At 73.7% G+C, this 20,209-nt stretch carries 20 protein-coding genes; 5 read left to right on the top strand and 15 right to left on the bottom strand.

What is annotated here, in order from left to right:
- Positions 1-98 precede the first annotated feature (98 nt).
- The 12 genes from IG69_RS0111580 to hisI all read right to left on the bottom strand — a co-directional run bounded on the left by IG69_RS0111580 (position 99) and on the right by hisI (position 14,169).
- Positions 99-1,559 (bottom strand): glutamate synthase subunit beta, encoded by a 1,461-nt coding sequence (locus IG69_RS0111580; RefSeq protein WP_030528331.1) that lies wholly within the window; start codon positions 1,557-1,559, stop codon positions 99-101.
- Entirely contained in the window at positions 1,552-6,093 is a 4,542-nt protein-coding gene (gene gltB / locus IG69_RS0111575; protein ID WP_030528330.1) for a glutamate synthase large subunit, read from the bottom strand. The genes IG69_RS0111580 and gltB overlap by 8 nt, the downstream gene beginning before the upstream one ends.
- A gap of 129 nt (positions 6,094-6,222) precedes the next feature.
- Positions 6,223-7,122 carry a prolipoprotein diacylglyceryl transferase gene (gene lgt / locus IG69_RS0111570; RefSeq protein ID WP_036829873.1) on the bottom strand — a complete coding sequence of 300 codons (900 nt, stop codon included), beginning with the start codon at positions 7,120-7,122 and terminating at the stop codon, positions 6,223-6,225.
- Between the two features lie 31 nt (positions 7,123-7,153).
- Complete coding sequence (locus tag IG69_RS21055; protein ID WP_051750475.1) at positions 7,154-7,933, bottom strand: DsbA family protein; 780 nt, start codon at positions 7,931-7,933, stop codon at positions 7,154-7,156.
- Positions 7,934-7,963: 30 nt separating this feature from the next.
- Positions 7,964-8,482 (bottom strand): MauE/DoxX family redox-associated membrane protein, encoded by a 519-nt coding sequence (locus IG69_RS0111560; protein WP_030528327.1) that lies wholly within the window; start codon positions 8,480-8,482, stop codon positions 7,964-7,966.
- Complete coding sequence (gene trpA, locus IG69_RS0111555) at positions 8,479-9,297, bottom strand: tryptophan synthase subunit alpha (protein ID WP_030528326.1); 819 nt, start codon at positions 9,295-9,297, stop codon at positions 8,479-8,481. The genes IG69_RS0111560 and trpA overlap by 4 nt, the downstream gene beginning before the upstream one ends.
- Positions 9,294-10,541, bottom strand: a complete 1,248-nt coding sequence (gene trpB, locus IG69_RS0111550; RefSeq protein ID WP_169742058.1) for a tryptophan synthase subunit beta — start codon at positions 10,539-10,541, stop codon at positions 9,294-9,296. The genes trpA and trpB overlap by 4 nt, the downstream gene beginning before the upstream one ends.
- The gene (gene trpC, locus IG69_RS0111545) at positions 10,538-11,338 is read right to left on the bottom strand and encodes an indole-3-glycerol phosphate synthase TrpC (RefSeq protein WP_245616132.1); all 801 of its coding nucleotides are present in this window, start codon (positions 11,336-11,338) and stop codon (positions 10,538-10,540) included. Before trpC ends, trpB begins: the two co-directional genes overlap by 4 nt.
- 14 nt (positions 11,339-11,352) lie before the next feature.
- The gene (locus IG69_RS0111540; RefSeq protein WP_030528323.1) at positions 11,353-11,580 is read right to left on the bottom strand and encodes an HGxxPAAW family protein; all 228 of its coding nucleotides are present in this window, start codon (positions 11,578-11,580) and stop codon (positions 11,353-11,355) included.
- 65 nt (positions 11,581-11,645) lie between these two features.
- On the bottom strand, positions 11,646-12,251 hold the full coding sequence (locus tag IG69_RS0111535) for a Trp biosynthesis-associated membrane protein (protein WP_051750474.1): 606 nt from the start codon (positions 12,249-12,251) through the stop codon (positions 11,646-11,648).
- A complete protein-coding gene (locus IG69_RS0111530; RefSeq protein ID WP_030528321.1) occupies positions 12,248-13,804 on the bottom strand; it encodes an anthranilate synthase component I in 1,557 nt (518 codons plus the stop codon). The genes IG69_RS0111535 and IG69_RS0111530 overlap by 4 nt, the downstream gene beginning before the upstream one ends.
- Positions 13,801-14,169, bottom strand: coding sequence for a phosphoribosyl-AMP cyclohydrolase (gene hisI / locus IG69_RS0111525; RefSeq protein ID WP_030528320.1), 369 nt, complete (start codon positions 14,167-14,169; stop codon positions 13,801-13,803). The genes IG69_RS0111530 and hisI overlap by 4 nt, the downstream gene beginning before the upstream one ends.
- Before the next feature lie 144 nt (positions 14,170-14,313).
- Here hisI and IG69_RS0111520 point away from each other — a divergent pair, with 144 nt between their 5' ends.
- The 3 genes from IG69_RS0111520 (at position 14,314) to IG69_RS0111510 (ending at position 16,463) form a co-directional block, all read left to right on the top strand.
- Entirely contained in the window at positions 14,314-14,577 is a 264-nt protein-coding gene (locus IG69_RS0111520) for a hypothetical protein (RefSeq protein ID WP_030528319.1), read from the top strand.
- Positions 14,577-15,965 carry a DUF4331 domain-containing protein gene (locus IG69_RS0111515; protein ID WP_030528318.1) on the top strand — a complete coding sequence of 463 codons (1,389 nt, stop codon included), beginning with the start codon at positions 14,577-14,579 and terminating at the stop codon, positions 15,963-15,965. The genes IG69_RS0111520 and IG69_RS0111515 overlap by 1 nt, the downstream gene beginning before the upstream one ends.
- 81 nt (positions 15,966-16,046) lie before the next feature.
- On the top strand, positions 16,047-16,463 hold the full coding sequence (locus IG69_RS0111510) for a hypothetical protein (protein WP_030528317.1): 417 nt from the start codon (positions 16,047-16,049) through the stop codon (positions 16,461-16,463).
- Here IG69_RS0111510 and IG69_RS0111505 read toward each other — a convergent pair.
- The 3 genes from IG69_RS0111505 to hisF are packed head-to-tail and all read right to left on the bottom strand — an operon-like array spanning position 16,438 to position 18,477.
- Complete coding sequence (locus tag IG69_RS0111505) at positions 16,438-17,085, bottom strand: Pr6Pr family membrane protein (protein ID WP_051750473.1); 648 nt, start codon at positions 17,083-17,085, stop codon at positions 16,438-16,440. The two genes, IG69_RS0111510 and IG69_RS0111505, sit on opposite strands and share 26 nt — an antisense overlap.
- Positions 17,086-17,115: 30 nt before the next feature.
- A complete protein-coding gene (locus IG69_RS21050; RefSeq protein WP_051750472.1) occupies positions 17,116-17,673 on the bottom strand; it encodes a hypothetical protein in 558 nt (185 codons plus the stop codon).
- Between the two features lie 27 nt (positions 17,674-17,700).
- Entirely contained in the window at positions 17,701-18,477 is a 777-nt protein-coding gene (hisF, locus tag IG69_RS0111495) for an imidazole glycerol phosphate synthase subunit HisF (RefSeq protein ID WP_030528314.1), read from the bottom strand.
- Between the two features lie 30 nt (positions 18,478-18,507).
- Here hisF and IG69_RS0111490 point away from each other — a divergent pair, with 30 nt between their 5' ends.
- Together IG69_RS0111490 and IG69_RS0111485 are read left to right on the top strand one after the other, a co-directional pair.
- Positions 18,508-19,089, top strand: a complete 582-nt coding sequence (locus tag IG69_RS0111490) for a nucleoside/nucleotide kinase family protein (RefSeq protein ID WP_226902897.1) — start codon at positions 18,508-18,510, stop codon at positions 19,087-19,089.
- The gene (locus IG69_RS0111485) at positions 19,086-20,192 is read left to right on the top strand and encodes an FUSC family protein (protein WP_030528312.1); all 1,107 of its coding nucleotides are present in this window, start codon (positions 19,086-19,088) and stop codon (positions 20,190-20,192) included. The genes IG69_RS0111490 and IG69_RS0111485 overlap by 4 nt, the downstream gene beginning before the upstream one ends.
- The last annotated feature ends 17 nt before the right edge of the window (positions 20,193-20,209 follow it).

Genomic DNA, 20,209 nt, shown 5'->3' with positions numbered 1-20,209 from the left:
TCGGGGTCACCCCGAAATGTCCGCGAGACCCCGGCTCGGAACCGGGGTCTCGCGGACGAAGCCCTGTGTCGGGCGGGAGGTCGGACCGGGGTGCCGGCTCAGACCGTCAGCGGACGGTCCGTCGGCGCAACCGGCCGGGGCAGCCGCGACGGCTTGCCCATGAGCCAGGCGTCGACCTCGTGGGCGACCGATCGTCCCTCGGCGATGGCCCAGACGATGAGCGACTGCCCGCGGCCGGCGTCGCCGGCGACGAACACGCCCGGCACCGACGACATGAAGTGGCCGTCGCGCGCGACGTTCGTGCGCTCGTCCTTGTCGACCCCGAGCTGCTCGAGCAGCCCGCCGGGCTGCGGCCCGAGGAAGCCCATCGCGAGGAGCACGAGCTGGGCCGGGATCTCGCGCTCGGAGCCCTCGACCTTCTCGAAGCCGTTCTCGCCCATCCGGACCTCGTGCAGACGCAGCGCCCGCACCCGGCCCTGGTCGTCGCCGACGACCTCGCTCGTCGTCGTCGCGTAGACCCGCTCGCCGCCCTCCTCGTGCGCCGAGGCGACGCGGAAGAGCATCGGGTAGGTCGGCCACGGGTGGGCGTCGGCGCGATCGATGCCGGGCTGCGGCATGATCTCGAGGCTCGTCACCGAGCGGGCGCCCTGCCGGTGCGCCGTGCCGATGCAGTCGGCGCCGGTGTCGCCGCCGCCGATGACGACGACGTCCTTGCCGGTGGCGGTCACCTGGTTCTCGACGCTCTGCCCGAGCGCGACCCGGTTGGCCGGCGGCAGGAAGTCCATCGCCTGGACGACGCCGTCGAGCTCGCGGCCGGGGACCGGCAGGTCGCGCGGCACGGTCGAGCCGATGGCGACGACGACCGCGTCGAACCGCTTGCGCAGGTCGGCCCCGGTGAGGTCGCCACCGACGTCGACGCCGGTGCGGAAGCGGGTGCCCTCGGACTTCATCTGCGCGATGCGCCGGTCGAGGACGGCCTTCTCCATCTTGAACTCGGGGATGCCGTAGCGCAGCAGGCCGCCGGGCTGGTCGGCCCGCTCGTAGACCGCGACGGTGTGCCCGGCGCGGGTCAGCTGCTGGGCGGCCGCGAGGCCGGCCGGGCCGGAGCCGACGACCGCGACGGTCTTGCCGGACAGCCGCTCCGGCGAGACCGGCAGGATCGTGCCGTTCTCAAAGGCGCGGTCGACGACCGTCACCTCGACCTGCTTGATGGTGACCGGCGGCTGGTTGATGCCGAGGACGCACGCCGACTCGCACGGCGCCGGGCAGAGCCGACCGGTGAACTCGGGGAAGTTGTTCGTGGCGTGGAGCCGCTCGATGGCCTCGCGCCACTCCCCCTTCCACGCGAGGTCGTTCCACTCGGGGATGAGGTTGCCCAGCGGACAGCCGCTGTGGCAGAACGGGATCCCGCAGTCCATGCAGCGACCGGCCTGACGCTGCAGCTCGGGCACCGCCTGCGCCTCGTAGACCTCCTTCCAGTCCCGGATGCGCACCGGGACCGGGCGGCGGCGCGGCAGCTCGCGCTCACGCGTCTTGAGAAAACCCTGGGGGTCAGCCACGGGAGGCCTCCATGATCCGCTCCCACACCTGGGGGCCGTCGGGGTCGAGTCCCTCCGTCTCCGCCTGCGCCCGCACGTCGAGGACGCGCTGGTACTGGCGCGGGAGGACGAGGGTGAAGGCCGACCGGGCACTGCCCCAGTCGGCGAGGAGCCGCGCCGCGACACCCGAGTCGGTCCACCGGACGTGGCGCTCGAGGAGGTCGTGGACGACGAGCTCGTCGTCCGGCCGGAGCGGCAGGAGGTCGACCAGCTCGGGGTTGACCCGGTCGTGGTCGAGGTCGAGGACGTACGCCACACCACCGGACATGCCGGCCGCGACGTTGCGCCCGGTCGGGCCGAGGATGAGCGCCGTGCCACCGGTCATGTACTCGAGGCCGTGGTCGCCCACGCCCTCGACGACGGCGGTGGCGCCGGAGTTGCGGACGCAGAAGCGCTCGCCGACCCGGCCGCGGAGGAACAGCTCGCCGGAGGTCGCGCCGTAGCCGATGACGTTGCCGGCGATGACGTTCTCCTCGGCGACGAGCGCCGACCCCGGGGCGGGCCGGACGACGACGCGGCCGCCGGAGAGGCCCTTGCCCACGTAGTCGTTGGCGTCGCCCTCGAGCCGCAGCGTGACACCGGCCGGCAGGAACGCCCCGAAGCTCTGCCCGGCGGAGCCGGTGAGAGTGAGGTCGATCGTGCCGTCCGCGAGCCCGTCCGGGTGCGCCTTGGTCACCTCGTGGCCGAGCATCGTGCCGACCGTCCGGTTGACGTTGCGGATCGCGAAGCGCGCCTGCACCGCCTCGCCGTGGTCGATCGCGTCGCGGGCCGCGGCGATGAGCTGGTGGTCCAGCGCCTTCTCGAGGCCGTGGTCCTGGGCGACGCGGTGACGGATGCCCGAGCCGTCGGGGCTCTCGACGGCCGCGAGGACCGGCCCGAGGTCGAGCCCCGACGCCTTCCAGTGCTGCACGGCCTTGCTCACGTCGAGGTGCTGGATCTGGCCGATCGCCTCCTCGATGCTCCGGAAGCCGAGTGCGGCGAGGTGCTCGCGCACCTCCTCGGCGATGTACTCGAAGAAGGTCTCGACGAACTCGGGCTGCCCAGAGAAGCGCTTGCGCAGCTCCGGGTTCTGGGTCGCGATGCCGACGGGGCAGGTGTCGAGGTGGCAGACCCGCATGAGCACGCAGCCGGAGACGACGAGCGGCGCGGTGGCGAAGCCGAACTCCTCGGCGCCGAGCAGCGCGGCGACGACGACGTCGCGGCCGGTCTTGATCTGCCCGTCGACCTGGACGACGATCCGGTCGCGCAGGCCGTTGAGGACGAGCGTCTGCTGGGTCTCGGCGAGGCCGAGCTCCCACGGGCCGCCCGCGTGCTTGAGCGACGTGAGCGGCGCGGCACCGGTGCCGCCGTCGTGGCCGCTGATGAGGACGACGTCGGCGTGCGCCTTGCTGACCCCCGCTGCGACCGTCCCGACCCCGACCTCGGAGACGAGCTTGACGTGGACCCGCGCCTGCGGGTTCGCGTTCTTGAGGTCGTGGATCAGCTGCGCGAGGTCCTCGATCGAGTAGATGTCGTGGTGCGGCGGCGGGCTGATGAGGCCGACGCCGGGCGTCGAGTGCCGGGTCCGCGCGACCCACGGGTAGACCTTGGGGCCGGGCAGCTGGCCGCCCTCACCGGGCTTGGCGCCCTGGGCCATCTTGATCTGGATGTCGTCGCTGTGGGTCAGGTACATCGACGTCACGCCGAAGCGGCCCGAGGCGACCTGCTTGATGGCCGAGCGGCGCACCGGGTCCAGGAGCCGGTCGACGTCCTCGCCGCCCTCGCCGGTGTTCGAGCGCGCGCCGAGGCGGTTCATCGCGACGGCGAGCGTCTCGTGCGCCTCCTTGCTGATCGAGCCGTAGCTCATCGCGCCGGTGGAGAACCGCCTGACGATGGACTCGACCGGTTCGACCTCCTCGAGCGGCACGGGCTCGCGCGGCGACGCGCCGCCGAGCTCGAAGAGCCCGCGGAGGGTCATCAGCCGGCCGGACTGCTCGTCGACCCGCTGCGTGTACTGCTTGAAGACGTCGTAGCGGCGCTGGCGGGTCGCGTGCTGGAGCCGGAAGACCGTCTCGGGGTCGAAGAGGTGCGGCTCGCCCTCGCGGCGCCACTGGTACTCGCCGCCGACGACGAGCTTGCGGTGCGCCTGGCGGATGCCGTCCGGCGGGTAGGCCATCCCGTGCCGGGCCGCGGTCTCGGCGGCGACGACGTCGAGGCCGATGCCGCCGAGCTGGCTGACCGTGCCGGTGAAGAACTCGTCCACGAGCCCCTGCGAGAGCCCGATCGCCTCGAACACCTGGGCGCCCCGGTAGGACGCGACGGTGGAGATGCCCATCTTCGACATCACCTTGAGGACACCCTTGCCGAGCGCCTTGATGAGGTTGGCGACCGCCTTCTCCTCGGTGACGTCGGTGATGTCGCCGCGGCGGACCATGTCCTCGACGGACTCCATCGCGAGGTAGGGGTTGATCGCGGCGGCGCCGTAGCCGACGAGGAGCGCGACGTGGTGTACCTCGCGGACGTCGCCGGCCTCGACGACGAGGCCGACCTGCGTGCGGGTCTTCTCGCGGATCAGGTGGTGGTGGACCGCCGAGGTGAGCAGGAGCGACGGGATCGGCGCGAGGTCGCGGTCGGAGTCGCGGTCGGAGAGGACGACGAAGCGTGCTCCGCCGGCGATGGCCTCGGACACCTCGGCGAAGATCTCGTGCAGGCGGGCGCGCAGGGCCGCCTCGCCGCCGCTCACGTCGTAGGTGCCGCGGACGACGACGGTCTCGAAGCCGGGCAGGTCGCCGTCGGCGTTGATGTGGACGATCTTCGCGAGCTCGTCGTTGTCGATGACCGGGAACGGCAGGACGACCTGACGGGCGTGGGCCGGGTTGGCGTCCAGGAGGTTGCCCTCCGGCCCGATCGAGCCGGCGAGCGAGGTGACGAGCTCCTCGCGGATGGCGTCGAGCGGCGGGTTGGTGACCTGCGCGAAGAGCTGGGTGAAGTAGTCGAAGACGAGCCGCGGCCGCTCCGAGAGCACCGCGATCGGCGTGTCGGTGCCCATCGACCCGAGGGCCTCGGCGCCGGTGCGGGCCATCGGCGCGAGGACGATCTTGAGCTCCTCCTCGGTGTACCCGAAGGTGCGCTGGCGGCGCGCGACGGAGGCGGCGGTGTGGACGATGTGCTCGCGCTCGGGCAGGTCCTTCAGGCCGATGAGTCCCGCGTGCAGCCACTCCTCGTAGGGGTGCTCGCCGGCGAGGCCGGACTTGACCTCCTCGTCGCTGACGATCCGCCCGGCGGCGGTGTCGACGAGGAACATCCGGCCGGGCTGCAGGCGGCCGCGGCGCACGACGTTCTCGGGCTCGAGGTCGAGGACACCGGCCTCGGAGGCGAGGACGACGAGACCGTCGTCGGTGACCCAGTAGCGGCCGGGACGCAGGCCGTTGCGGTCCAGGACAGCCCCGACGAGGGTGCCGTCGGTGAAGCAGACGGCGGCCGGGCCGTCCCAGGGCTCCATGAAGGTCGAGTGGAACTCGTAGAACGCGCGGCGGGCGGGGTCCATCGAGGCGTGGTTCTCCCAGGCCTCGGGGATCATCATGAGCACCGCGTGGGGCAGGCTGCGCCCGCCGAGGTGGATCAGCTCGAGGACCTCGTCGAAGGACGCGGAGTCCGAGGCCTCCGGGCTGCAGATCGGCGAGATGCGCGAGAGGTCGCCGGGCAGGACGTCGGACGCGAGCATGCTCTCGCGGGCGTGCATCCAGTTGCGGTTGCCCTTGACGGTGTTGATCTCGCCGTTGTGCGCGATGAGCCGGTAGGGGTGCGCCAGCGGCCAGCTCGGGAAGGTGTTGGTCGAGAAGCGCGAGTGCACGAGGGCGAGCTCGGTGGCGAAGCGCTCGTCGGAGAGGTCCGGGAAGAACGGCTCCAGCTGACCCGTGGTCAGCATCCCCTTGTAGACCACCGTGCGGGCCGACAGCGACGGGAAGTAGACCTCGGCCTGGCGCTCGGCGCGCTTGCGCAGGACGAAGGCGACCCGGTCGAGCTCGATGCCCGTGAGGCCCTCCTGCGACGCGACGAAGAGCTGACGGAAGCAGGGCATCGTCGCGCGGGCGGCCTCGCCGACGAGGTCGGGGACGACGGGCACGTCGCGCCAGGCGAGGACCCGCAGGCCCTCCTCGGCGGCGATCGCCTCGATGCGCTCCTGCGCGCTCTCGCGCTCGGCGGCGTCGGTCGGCAGGTAGGCCATCCCGGCCGCGTACGCGCCGGCGGGCGGCAGCTCGGCGTCGACGACGGCCCGGAAGAAGGCGTCGGGCACCTGGGTGAGGATGCCGGCGCCGTCACCGACGAGCGGGTCGGCGCCGGTGGCGCCGCGGTGGTCGAGGTTGCGCAGCGCGTCGAGGGCGTGGGCGACGATGTCGTGGCCCGCGCTCCCTCGCATCGTCGCGACCATCGCCACACCGCACGCGTCGTGCTCGTGCTCGCGGCGGTACAGCCCGACGTCGTCGGGCTGGGCGGAGAAGCGGGCGACGGTCACGTCGGATCACCGTCCTCGGGGGTCGACGGCCCCTCGCGGGACCGGGCACGGCAAGGTCAGGCGCGGACGTCTCTGGCCACGTGCCGGAATGCTATCCCCGGCCCCCCGCGTCTTGCCATTCGAGCGTCGCTATCCCACATCCTGGGACTCGGGGTGCTCCGCCGTGGACGCCTCCGCGGCCGGCTCGTCGACCTGCTCGGGCTCGGCCCGGCGGGCCCGGCGGCCGGTGTGCCACACGATCCAGACGCCCAGGAGGAACACGAGGACGCTCGTCCACACGTTGAGCCGCTGGCCGAGGATCAGCTCGGCCTCGTCGGTGCGCATCTTCTCGACGACGATGCGCCCGACCGGGTACCCCGCCACGTAGAAGCCGAGCAGCTGCCCGGGCGCGAGGCGACGACGCCGGTCGAGCGCGAGGAGCCCGAACCCGAGGACGAGGAGGAAGAGCGACTCGTAGAGGAACGTCGGGTGGTAGACACCCGCCACGACGGCGTTGCCGGAGGCGTCGGTGACGGCGCGGCCGGCGGCCTGGTCCCACTGGTGGACCGTCAGCCCCCACGGGAGCGTGGTCGGGCCGCCGTGCAGCTCGTTGTTGAACCAGTTGCCCCACCGGCCGATCGCCTGGGCGAAGGCGACGCCCGGCACGGCGGCGTCGGCGAAGGTGAGGAAGGGGACGCCGGCCCGGCGGCAGCCGATCCAGACGCCCACCGCGCCGAGCGCGATCGCGCCCCAGATGCCGAGGCCGCCGTTCCAGATCTTCAGCGCGTCGAGCGGGTGCCCGCCCTCGCCCCAGTACGGCTCGGGCGTCGTGATGACGTGGTAGAGCCGGCCGCCGATGATCCCGAGGATGACGGCGTAGGCCGACACGTCGAGCGCGACGCCGGAGTCGACCCCCCGCGCCGCGAGCCGGCGCCCGGTCAGCCACACCGCGAGGACGATGCCCGCGAGGATGCACAGGGCGTACGCCCGGATCGTCAGGGGCCCGAGGTCGAAGGCCGCGACCGTCGGGCTCGGCAGGTAGGTCGTCACGCCGGACGACCCGCCTGCCGGATCACCGGGGTCACTTCGTGGCGTCCTGGATCGCCTGGGTCAGCAGCTCGGGGGTGCCGACCTGGCCGAGGTCGAGGTCCTTGCCGTTCAGACGCAGGGTCGGGGTGCCGCGCACGCCGTCCTCGAAGCTCTTCTTCTCGACCGAGTTGACGTAGTCGACGTACTTGCCGGCGTCGTAGCACTGCTGCCAGGTCGTCAGCGCGCTGCCGGTGATGCCGGCCGCGGAGGCGAAGCCCTTGAGCTGTGCGTCGGTGAACCCGGCGCCCTCGCTCGGCTGATTGGCGTAGGCCTGGTCGTGGAACTCCTGGAACTTGCCCGCGTCGGCCGCGCAGAAGGCGGCGTTGCCGGCCTTGGTGGAGCTGTCGTTGCGCAGGTTGTCGTCGAGGAAGTTCTTCACGTGGTAGACGACCTTGACCTTGCCCTCCTTCGCGAGGGACTCGACGGTCGGGCCGAGCTGGTCCTCGAAGGCCTTGCAGGCCGGGCACTGGAAGTCCTCGAAGACGTCGAGCGTCGGCGCGCCCGCGACCGCCTTGACGTCGGTGAACGCCGGGTACCCGGCGCCCAGGCCCGCGGCGCCCGCCGGCACGGCGTTGCCGCCACCGGTCACGGCGTTCTTCTGCGAGGTCTCCATCCAGATGACACCGCCGACGACCGCGACGATGGCGACGACCACGACGACCGTCGCGACGACGATCTTGTTGACACCCCCGCCGCCGTTCGCCTTCTGCGCCGCCTGGATCTTCGCCTGGCGGGCGTTGCCCGGCCTCGGCTTCGTCGAGTTCTTGGCCATGTCGGGGGTGATGCCTTTCGGTGCGGTCGGTCAGTGTCCGAAGAGGACGCGGTCGAGGGAGGCGAGGGTGCGCGGCCGCCACCAGAGCCACGCGCCGGCGAGGGCGAACGAGGCGTCGCGCGCGATCTCCTGAGGGTACTTCGTCTCGTTGGCGCCCACCTGGCCGCCGCCGCCGAAGCAGCCGCAGTCGATGGTCAGGCCACGGGCCCACGCCTGCGAGATCCCGATGACGAAGACGACCATGAGCAGCGTCCCCACGATCGCCGCCGGCCGCGTGAAGAGCCCGAGGACGAGGAGGACCCCGAGGACGATCTCGAGGAAGGGCAGCGCGAGGCCGATCCAGCCCGCGACGTCCAACGAGAGGAACGGCAGGTCGTAGGCCTGCACCGCGCGCTGCGAGGTCAGCGGGCGGCCGACCTTGGCGAACCCGGCCCACACGAGGACGACCCCGAGGAAGAGGCGGGCCGCGAGCCCGACGACGTCGAGGACACGCTCCGAGCGGTACCAGGGGGCGGGCGCGGTGCCCACCTCGTCGGTGCTCGTGCTCATCGCTTCCCCTCCCGGACACCCTGGGCCAGCTCGGTGGTCAGACTGCGCAACGCCTCGAGCCGCTCGGAGAGTTCCCCGTCGCCGGCGAGGGTCCGCACGAGCGCGGACCCGACGATGACGCCGTCGGCGTAGGCGGCGATCTCGGCCGCCTGCTCGCGGGTGGAGACGCCGAGGCCGATGCAGACGGGGACGTCGGTGACCTCGCGGACGCGCTCGACGAGCGTGCGGGCGTCGGTGTCGACGCTGGTGCGCACCCCCGTAACCCCCATCGTCGAGGCGGCGTAGACGAACCCGCGGCAGGCCGAGGTGACCTTCTCGAGGCGGTCGGGGGTGCTGCTCGGGGCCACGAGGAAGACCCGGTCCAGGCCGTGCCGCTCGCTCGCGGCCAGCCAGTCGTCGGCCTCGTCCGGCACGAGGTCCGGGGTGATGAGGCCTGCGCCCCCGGCCGCCTCGAGGTCGGCGGCGAAGGCCTCGACGCCCCGCTTGAGCACGAGGTTCCAGTAGGTCATGACGACCGGGACGGCGCCCGCGTCGCGGACGGCCGAGACAGCGGTGAAGACGTCGTCGACGCGGACCCCGGCGGCGAGGGCGGCGGCCATCGCCTCCTGGTTGACCGGGCCGTCGATGACCGGGTCGCTGTACGCGACGCCGACCTCGACGATGTCGCAGCCGGCCTCGACGAGGACCTTCATCGCCTCGATGGAGCCCTCGACGCTCGGGTAGCCGACCGGGAGGTAGCCGACGAGCGCGGCGCGGCCCTCGGCGCGGCAGCGCTCGAGAACCTCCCCGAGGCGGGTGGCCTGGGTGGTGCTCACGACTGGGTGCCCTCCTCGACGAGGCCGAAGTACGCGGCGGCGGTGTGCATGTCCTTGTCACCGCGGCCGGAGAGGTTGACGAGGACGAGGCCGTCGGGGCCGAGCTCGCGCCCGACCTCCATCGCCCCGACGAGGGCGTGGGCCGACTCCAGCGCCGGGATGATGCCCTCGGTGCGGCAGAGCAGGCGGAAGGCCTCCATCACCGCGTCGTCGGTGGCGTAGCGGTACTCGGCCCGGCCGCTGTCGCGCAGGTGGGCGTGCTCGGGGCCGACGCTCGGGTAGTCGAGGCCGGCCGAGATCGAGTGCGACTCCACCGTCTGCCCGTCGGTGTCCTGCATGAGGTAGCTCATGGCGCCGTGCAGCACCCCGGGGGTCGCGTCCGCGGCGAAGCGGGCGGCGTGGCGCCCGCTCTGCACGCCCTCGCCGCCGGCCTCGATGCCGATGAGCCGCACGCCGGTGTCGGGGACGAAGCGGTGGAAGATGCCCATCGCGTTCGAGCCACCACCGACGCACGCGACGACGGCGTCGGGCAGGCGCCCGGTCAGCTCGAGGACCTGCGCCCGCGCCTCCTCGCCGATGATCGCGTGGAAGTCGCGGACCATCTCGGGGAACGGGTGCGGGCCGGTGACCGTGCCGATGGCGTAGTGCGTCGTCGTGACGTTGGTGACCCAGTCGCGCAGGGCCTCGTTGATCGCGTCCTTGAGCGTGGCCGAGCCGTGCTCGACGGCGACGACCTCCGCGCCGAGGATCTTCATCCGCGCGACGTTGAGGGCCTGGCGCTCGGTGTCGACCTTGCCCATGTAGACCGTGCACTCCAGGCCCATGAGCGCGGCGGCGGTGGCCGTCGCGACGCCGTGCTGGCCCGCGCCGGTCTCGGCGATGATGCGGGTCTTGCCCATGCGCTTCGTGAGCAGGGCCTGGGCGAGGACGTTGTTGATCTTGTGCGACCCGGTGTGGTTGAGGTCCTCGCGCTTGAGGACCACCCGGGCGCCGCCGCAGTGCGCGGCGAAGCGCGGCACCTCGGTGATGATGCTCGGCCGTCCGGTGTACGTGGCGTGCAGACGGGCGAGCTCGTCCTGGAACTCGGGGTCGACGGCGGCCTTCTGGCGGGCCTCGTCGAGCTGCTCGAGCGCCGGGACGAGCGCCTCGGGCACGTAGCGGCCGCCGAAGTCGCCGAAGCGTCCCGGGCGGGGCAGCTCGTCGACCGTCAGGCCGCTCTCGGTGGTGTCGGTGGTGTCGGTCACGGGGTCGCCTCCACGGCTCCGGCGGCGACGATCGCGGCGGCCCCGGCCGCCGGGTCGCCGTCGCGGACGAGGGCCTCGCCGACGAGGACGACGTCGGCGCCCTGCGCCGCGTACGCCGCCGCGTCGGCGGGCCCGGTGATGCCCGACTCGGCGACGATGACGACGCCGTCCGGGACGAGCGGCCGCAGCCGCGAGAAGGTGTCGGGGTGCACCTCGAGGGTCTTGAGGTTGCGGGCGTTGACGCCGATGACGGTGGCGCCGGCGTCGACGGCGCGCTGGGTCTCGGCCTCGTCGTGGACCTCGACGAGCGCGGTCATCCCGAGCTCGCCGACGCGGGCGAGCAGCGACCGGAACAAGTCGTCGTCGAGCGCGGCCACGATGAGCAGCACGATGTCGGCGCCGTGGGCCCGCGCCTCCCAGACCTGGTAGTCGGTGACGACGAAGTCCTTGCGCAGCACGGGGATCGACACAGCGGCGCGCACGGCGTCGAGGTCGGCGAGGCTGCCGCCGAAGCGCCGCTGCTCGGTGAGGACCGAGATCGCGCTGGCGCCACCGACCTCGTAGGCGGCGGCGAGGGCCGCGGGATCCGGGATGTCCGAGAGCGCTCCCTTGCTCGGGCTCGCGCGCTTGACCTCGGCGACGAGCGCGAGACCGGGGCGCCGGAACGCCGCCTCGGCGTCGAGCGCCGGCGGGGCGGCGGCCGCGAGCTCGCGGACCCGCTCGAGCGGCAGGTGCTCCTCGCGCTCGGCGAGGTCCTCACGGACCCCATCGACGATGGAGTCGAGGACGGAGGCCACGGGAGGACCGCCGGTCATCGGATCGAGGGGGCCTCGCCGCGGTCGCGCCCGGCCGCGCCGTACCCGGCCATGGAGAGGACCTTGCCGGCGATGCCGCCGACGACGGCCAGCACCGCCCCGCCGATGAACAGCGGGACGTTGGGGAACATCACCGCGAGGCACATGATGGCCGACGCGACGATGATGATCCCCACCGCGGTCCACGCCGCCAGGCTGTGGCCGTGGTCTTCGATCTCGCTCATGGGGGCTCCACCTCGGAAGGGGTCGGGGGCCGGTCGGCCCGGGGCGTGGCGTCGTGTCGATTCTGTCAGGTCGTGGCGTCGTCGCCGACGTCGGTGGGGTCACGGCCCGCGGAGAGGTCGTCCCAGTCGCTCGCCACCCGCTCGCCCCGCCGGCCGGCGACGTGGCCCTCGGCCGTGCCCGGCGCCTCGTAACGGCGGGACGGCCCGGCCCACCGGCGCGCCCCGGCGAGCGCGCAGCCGAGGGCCAGCGCGGCGACGAGGACGCCGAGCAGCGCCACCCAGGGCATCGCCGTCGCGGAGGCGACCGCCTCGACGGTGCCGGTGCGGCCGACGCGTGTGGCCGCGACCGGCCCGAGCGCGCCGGAGGGGTCGCCGAGCACCCGGACGGTGAGCGCGCCGGCGACGACGAGGCACCCGGCCCAGAGGACGAGGGCCACCGTGCGGCCGACCCGGCCGGCGGCGACGACGGCGACGGCCGCGGCGGCGACCGCGAGGGCGATCGCCGAGAGCCCGGGCGCCACCTCCGCGCCGGTGGCCTCGACCCGGCTGCCGCCGAGGACGGCGTCGGCGACGGTGCCGGAGACCCACGGCCGGAACCCGGCGACGAGGACGACGCCCGCGCCGAGCAGCGCGAGGAGGGCGACGGGGCCCTTGCCGGTCAGCCGCCTCACGACACGGTCCGCATCGCCCCGGCCGTCGCGACGGCGCGCAGCGCGGCGGTGGCCTTCGCGACGCACTCCTCGTGCTCGCGGGCCGGCACCGAGTCGGCGACGATGCCGGCGCCGGCCTGCACGTGCGCGACGCCGTCGCGGACGAGCGCGGTGCGGATGGCGATCGCCATGTCGAGGTCGCCGTGGAAGTCGAGGTAGCCGACGACGCCGCCGTAGACCCCGCGCCGCGAGGGCTCGTAGTGCTCGATGAGCGCGAGCGCGCGCGGCTTCGGGGCGCCGGAGAGGGTGCCGGCCGGGAAGGTCGACACGAGCACGTCGTACGCGCCGACGCCCGGCCGGGTGTCACCGACGACCGTCGACTCCAGGTGCATGACGTGGCTGTAGCGGCGCACGTCCATGAACTCGACGACGTCGACGGTGCCGGGGCGGCAGACGCGCTGGAGGTCGTTGCGGCCGAGGTCGACGAGCATGACGTGCTCGGCGCGCTCCTTGGGGTCGGCCAGCAGCTCCTCGGCGAGCCGGACGTCGTCCTCGGGCGTCTTGCCGCGCGGCCGCGACCCGGCGATCGGGTGCGTGATGGCCCGCTCCCCTGTGACCCGGACGAGCGCCTCCGGGCTGCTGCCGACGACGGCGTAGTCGGACCCGTCGGGTGCCGGGAAGCGGAAGAGGTACATGTAGGGGCTCGGGTTGGAGGCCCGCAGGGCGCGGTAGACCTCGAGCGGGTCGGCCGGGCAGTCGAGCGAGAACCGCTGCGAGAGGACGACCTGGAACACCTCGCCCGCGCGGATGTCCTCCTTGGCGAGCTCGACGACCTCCTCGTAGCGCTCGCGGGTGGTGTTCGACCGGACGCCGGCCATCGCGGACTCGACGGCCTCGGTGTCGACGACGGCGACGGTGCTCGGGGCCGGCGCGGCGAGCGCCGCGGTCATCGCGTCGAGGCGGGCGACGGCGTCGGACCAGGCCTGCTCGACGCGCTCGTCGGTGTCGTCGTAGTTGACGGCGTTGGCGACGAGGAGGATCGAGCCGTCGGCGTGGTCGAGCACCGCGAGGTCGGTGGCGAGCATCATCGCGAGCTCGGGGACCCCGAGCTCGTCCGGCAGGTCGCTCGGGACCTTCTCCCAGCGGCGCACCGCGTCGTACGAGACGGCGCCGACCATCCCGCCGGTCAGCGGGGGCAGGCCGGCGATCGGCGGCGTCGCGAGCACCTCCATCGTGGCGCGCAGGGCCTCGGTCGCCGGGCCGTCGGTGGGCACGCCGACCGGCGGCTCGCCGAGCCAGTGCGCCTCGCCGTCGCGCTCGGTGAGGGTGGCGCGGCTGGCCGCCCCGATGATCGACCAGCGCGACCACACGCCGCCGTGCTCGGCGGACTCGAGGAGGAAGGTGCCGGGCCGGTCGCCGGCGAGCTTGCGGTACACCCCGACCGGTGTCTCGGCGTCGCCCATGAGGCGCCGGACGACGGGGATGACGCGCCGGTCGCGCGCGAGCACGCCGAACGCGTCGAGCGCCGGCCAGGTCTGCCCGTACGCGAGGTCCGGCGTCTCGGCGGCGCTCATGCGCCCGCCCCGACGACCGCGCCGAGGTCCCCCGCGTCGAAGCACGTGCGGTCGCCGGTGTGGCAGGCCGCGCCGACCTGCTCGACGCGGACGAGGAGGGCGTCGCCGTCGCAGTCGAGCGCGACCGAGCGCACGTGCTGGGCGTGGCCGGAGGTGTCCCCCTTGCGCCAGTACTCCTGGCGGCTGCGCGACCAGAACGTCACGCGGCCCTCGGTCAGGGTGCGGCGCAACGCCTCGTCGTCCATCCAGCCGAGCATGAGGACCTCACCGCTGTCGTGCTGCTGGACGATCGCGGCGACGAGACCGTGCTCGTCGCGCTTCAGGCGGGCGGCGACGGAGGGGTCGAGGGCGGGGTCGGTCGGCACCCGCCCATTCTGCCGTGACGGGTCGACCCATCCGCTCCGGGGCACGGCTCCGAACACCAACGGGTCGCTGTGGACCCAGGTGGTCGACGTCCGCGGCCCGCTCCCGCGCGGGAGGTCCTCCCGCGCCCCACGAAGGGAAGCACCATGGCAGGGACATCACGACGCGGCCTCCTGGCGGCGGCGGGGTCGACGACGGCCATCGCCGTCGTCGCCACGGCCACGGCGGCGCAGGCCACCGTCCGTGACAAGGACGAGGTCCTCGGCGAGCTCGACAACGCCGTGCTCGTCGCGTTCATCGAGGACCCCGGCTCCGGGGTCATCTCGCTCATGGTCGGCGAGGAGGAGGTCGAGGTCCACGACCCCGCCCTCGTCCGCCGGCTCGTCAAGGCGTCGGGAGGGAAGGCCTGATGTCCTCCCACCGCGAAGCCCCCGAGGTCTCCAAGGACCCCGTCGCCGACAACACCGACGTCTACGCGTTCGTCAGCCCGGACAAGCCGAGCCACGTCACGCTCATCGCCAACTTCATCCCCTTCCAGAACCCGCAGGGCGGTCCGAACTTCTACGAGTTCGGCGACGACGTGCTCTACGAGATCAAGATCAGCAACTCGGGGACGGCCGGCGAGGCCGACATCGTGTACCGGTTCCGGTTCGTCACCGGCATCCGCAACAAGAAGACCTTCCTCTACAACACGGGCCCGATCACCTCGATCAGCGACTCGACGTGGACCCGCCCGCAGTACTACTCGGTGACGCGGTACGAGAAGGGCAAGGGGTGGACGACGCTCGCCGAGCGGCTGGCCTGCCCGCCGGTCAACGTCGGGCCGCGCAGCACGCCGAACTACGAGAAGCTCGCCGCGCAGGCGGTCCACCGCATCGCGGGCGGGCGCACCGTGTTCGCCGGGCAGCGGGCGGAGGGCTTCCACGTCGACCTCGGCAGCATCTTCGACCTCGGGACGCTGCGGCCCTACCAGATGGCGCACCTCATCCCGTCCGCCGCGGCGGCGGGGGTCAACGGCACCCAGGGGCTCAACGTCCACAGCATCGCGATCCAGGTGCCCAAGACCGACCTCACGGCCGGCCACGGGGCGCCGACGGACGTCGACGACACCCGCTCGGTCATCGGGGTGTGGGCCACGGCCAGCCGCCAGAAGATCCGCGTCCTCAAGGTCGGGCAGGGCAAGGCCGAGGACGCCGGGCCCTTCCGGCAGGTCTCGCGGCTGGGCAACCCGCTGTTCAACGAGGTCATCACCCCGATGGCCGAGAAGGACACGTGGAACTCGGTCGGGCCCGACGGTGACAAGCGGTTCGCGCAGTACGTGGCGCGGCCCGAGCTCGCCGGTCTCCTGCCGGTGCTCTACCCCGGGGTGTTCCCCCGCCTGGCCGCCTACAAGAAGGACCGCGCCGACCTGCTCGCGATCCTCCTGACGGGCATCCCGAAGGGGGTCGTGCCGGGCTTCCAGAACTACACCGGCGCGAACCAGGCGGACATGCTGCGACTCAACCTCGCGGTGCCGCCGGCCAAGAAGCCGAACCCCATCGGGCTCGTCGCGGGTGACGCCGCGGGGTTCCCCAACGGTCGCCGCCCGATCGACGACGTCGTGGCCATCGAGCTGCGCGCCGTGGCCGGGGCGACCATCCCCCTCGTGGACCCGTCGTTCACGCCGGACGACGCGTCCGGCGGCCTGACCGACGGCACGAGCAACACCAACCCGCCGTTCCTCGACGTCTTCCCCTACCTGGGGACGCCGGCCGGGGGGTACCAGACGACCCCCGGCACCGCCGGCGGCGCCGCCTGACCGACCGCCCGCCCCGTCCACCGCGACCCGGTGGGCGGGGCGGGCCCGCCCGCTCCACCCTTCCCGCCCGAGAGGACTGCCGTGCCCACCACCGAGAACCCGTACGCCGGACAGGGGCCCGTGCCCCTCGACATCGGCGGCGACGTCGGCGCGCTCGTCGTGACGATGCCCGAGCACCGCCCCGACCTGGACGACCTCGAGGTCGAGATCCGGCCCGCCGGGGCGGTCGCCGACCACCCGCACGGCCACGACCACCCGCACCACCACGACCACCCGCACCACCACGAGCACGACGGACCGCACGACCACGCGCACGCGTCGCCGTTCCCCCACGTAGGGGTCGTGCCCCGGCCGACCCCGTCGGGCACCGTGTCGTGCCTCGTCTACCCCGAGCTGCTCGCCGGCGACTACGAGCTCTACCCCGTCGGTACCCACGGGGTGACGATGACGGCCACGGTCGTGGGCGGCGAGGTCACCGAGCTCGACTGGCCGGCCTGAGCCGGCGGTCGAGGGCCACGACCGCGGCGAAGAGCAGCAGGAAGAGGACGGTGATCCCGAGCACGGCGACGACCACGGCGCCGACACCGTTCCTCCGGTGGTCGAGGAACGGGTAGGGGTACCAGCCGCTCAGGCCGCCGACGACGAGGGTCCACGCCGTCCAGAGCAGCGGCCACAGGAGGGCCTCGAGGGCGGTGCGCCACGTCGTGCGCGGCCGCGGCCCGGCGAGCACCCAGGCGAGCACGGCGAGCACCGGCACGACGATGTGGAGCAGCTTGTCGACGACCCAGTTGGCCCCGCTCAGGTCGAGCAGGGGCCGCAGCAGGACGAAGTGCACGAGCCCGGTCACGGTGATGCCGACGAGCGCGGCGAGCCGCACCGGGCGCCACCAGCGGCCGTCACGCAGCGGGTCGCGCCACAGCTGCCACGCCGTGACCGCGACGAGGACGTTGCTCTGGATCGTGAAGTAGGCGACCAGGCGGTACAGGCGCGTGGCCAGCGGCGGCACCTCGTCGTTGAGGACCGCCTCCCCCGACAGCACGAGGGCGGTCTGGAACGTGAGGGCGAAGGTCGCCACGAGGGCGACCACGAGGTGCAGCTGCCGTGCGCGGGAGGCGGTCACGAGCGTGAGTGTAGGGGTGGGGCCGCCGCGTCAGGAGGGGTCGAGGAGCGGCTCTCCGGTCAGGGCACACCACAGCCCGACGACGAGGAACACGGGCGCCCCCAGGACGCCGCACCAGAAGCTGCGGGCGACCGCGCCGGCCGGGACGAGCGCCGCGAGGACCGCGACGGCCACGAGCAGCCCCGCGGTGAGGTGCAGCACCGGCTGCGAGAAGACGACCGCGAGCGCGACGAAGTGCAGCCCGACGACGAGGAGCACGAGCGGCGCGACGAGGTCGCCGCGCCCCCGCCGGGCGAGCAGGACCCCGGCCACCCCCGCGACGACGACCTCGGCCCAGAAGACGACGAGGTAGACGGTGAAGGCCCGGCTCCCCGGCTCGATCGCGCTCGAGCCGCCCCAGTGCCGCACCGCCTGCGTCGTGCTCCAGCCGGCGAGCGCGAGCCCGGCGACCCCGAGCGCGCCGAGCAGCACCCTCCACAGCACCGGCCGCGGCGGACCCTCCTGGGCCCAGCCGGACCAGATGAACGTCGCGAGGCCGAACACGGCCCCCACCATCACGAGGTCGCGCGGGTGCGCGGTGTCGAGCATCTCTCCCCCTCCGTCGTGCCCGTGGCCTCAGCGCACGGGCAGCCCGTCGACGCGCAGCGCGTCCTTGACCTGACCGATCGTCAGGTCCCCGAAGTGGAACACGCTCGCGGCGAGGACCGCATCCGCACCGGCCTCGACCGCGGGCGCGAAGTGCTCGACGGCGCCCGCTCCCCCGCTCGCGATGACCGGGACCGAGACGGCGGCCCGGACGAGCCGGATCAGCTCGAGGTCGAAGCCGTCCTTGGTGCCGTCGGCGTCCATCGAGTTGAGGAGGATCTCGCCGGCGCCGAGCGACTCGGCCCGGGCGCACCACTCGACGGCGTCGAGGCCGGTGCCGGTGCGCCCGCCGTGCGTCGTCACCTCGAACCCGCCTGCGGGCGAGCCGTCCTCGGTCCGACGACGCCGCACGTCGGCGGACAGGACGAGCACCTGCGCCCCGAAGCGGTCGGCGGTCTCGGCGATGAGCTCCGGGCGCGCGATGGCGGCGGTGTTGACGCCGACCTTGTCGGCCCCGGCGCGCAGCAGACGGTCGACGTCGTCGACCGTGCGCACCCCGCCGCCGACGGTCAGCGGGATGAAGACCTCCTCGGCCGTGCGGGCCACGACGTCGTACATCGTCGCGCGGTCCCCGCTGCTCGCGGTGACGTCGAGGAAGGTCAGCTCGTCGGCGCCCTGCTCGCCGTAGCGGCGGGCGAGCTCGACGGGGTCCCCCGCGTCGCGCAGGCCGCGGAAGTTGACGCCCTTGACGACGCGGCCGGCGTCGACGTCGAGGCACGGGATGACACGGACGGCGACGGACGACACGGCGCCAGCGTAGTGGCGGCGCTAGGGTCGGTGACCGTGTGGTTCCAGGTGACGGACCCGGCCGAGCCGGAGCACGTCGAGGCGGTCCTCGAGGCCCTCCACGACGCCCGCCCGCGGTGCGGCGCGACGGCCGTCGTCGCCGTCGACGGGCCGAGCGGCTCCGGCAAGACCACGCTCGCCAAGGGTGTGGTCGAGGCCCTCGCCGCCCCGGTGGTCCACATGGACGAGCTCTACCCCGGCTGGGACGGGCTCGCCGACGCCGTCCCGCTCCTCGTCGAGCAGGTCCTCGACCCCCTGTCGCGGGGCGAGGACGCGCGCTACCGGGTGTGGGACTGGGACCGCCACGGCTGGGGCGAGACGCGGGACGTGCCCGCGGCCCCGGTCCTCGTCGTCGAGGGCTGCGGCGCGAGCGTCGGCCGGGCCGGCGACTACGCCGCCGTCCGTGTGTGGGTCGAGGCACCCCGGGACGAGCGGATGCGCCGGGGCATCGACCGTGACGGCGAGACCTTTCGCCCGCACTGGGAGCGCTGGGCCGCCCAGGAGGAGCGGGTCTTCGCCGACGACCGCACCCGCGAGCACGCCGACGTCCGCGTCTCGACGGAGGGTCGGTGAGCGTCGCCGCGCGCGCCCGCTCCGGGGCGGACGGCCTGCGCTCGGCGCTCGAGCGCGGGCTGCACCGCCTCCACGACCGGGTGGTCTTCCTGCTCCAGATCGGCCTCGGCGTCGTCGTCGCCTGGTTCACCGCACGGCTCGCCCTCGGTCACCCCCAACCCTTCTTCGCCCCGGTCACCGCGATCCTCTGCCTCGGGCTCACCTACGGGCAGCGCCTGCGGCGGATCGTCGAGGTGACGGTCGGCGTCGCCATCGGCGTGCTCGTCGGCGACGTGACGATCCTCCTGCTCGGCAGCGGCGGGCTCCAGATGGCGTCCGTCGTCGTCGCCGCGATGGCCATCGCCATCGTCATCTCGTCCGGGCAGCTCGTCGTCATCCAGGCGGGCGTCCAGTCGGTCTTCATCGTCGCCTTCGCCGCGACGACGAGCACCGGGGTCGGGCGCTGGCTCGACGCGCTCGTCGGCGGCCTCGTCGCGCTCCTCATCGGGGCCGTGGTCCCGACGAGCCCGGTGGCGCGGCCCCGCGCGGAGGCCGCCCGCACGGTGCGGGCCGTCGCGCGGACCCTGGAGTCGGTGGCCGAGACGCTGCGGACGGGCGACGTCGACCTCGCCCGCGAGGCCCTGGACGAGGCCCGGGCGCTGGAAAACCGGCTGACCGACCTGCGCACCGCCGCCGCCGAGGGCGTGGCGGTCGTGCGCCAGTCCCCACTGCTGCGCCGGCACCGCCCCCAGGCCGTCGCGGCGTCCGCGCTCGTCGTCCCGCTCGACCGCTGCGTGCGCAACCTGCGCGTCCTCGCCCGCCGCGCCGGCGTGGCCGTCCGCCGCGACGAGACCGTGCCACCCCGGTACGTCGACCTCGTCGCCGAGCTCGCCCGGGCCGCCGACGACCTCGCCCGCGTCCTCGACGAGCACGCGCTGCCGTCCGCCGGACGCGTCGTCCTCGCCCGGGTCGCCGGGCTCTCCGCGCGGGCCGAGCCGTCGGCCGGGCTCTCGGCCGAGATGGTCCGCGGGCAGGTCCGCTCGATCGTCGTCGACCTGCTCGTCGTCGCCGGCCTCGACGACGACGAGGCGCTCCAGCTGGTCCCGGAGTCCCACCTCCCCTGAGGCGCGTGTGAGGATGC

Origin of the sequence: Phycicoccus jejuensis (assembly GCF_000720925.1) — a bacterium.
GTDB lineage: Bacteria > Actinomycetota > Actinomycetes > Actinomycetales > Dermatophilaceae > Phycicoccus > Phycicoccus jejuensis.
This window is presented reverse-complemented; position numbering and strand designations above follow the sequence as displayed.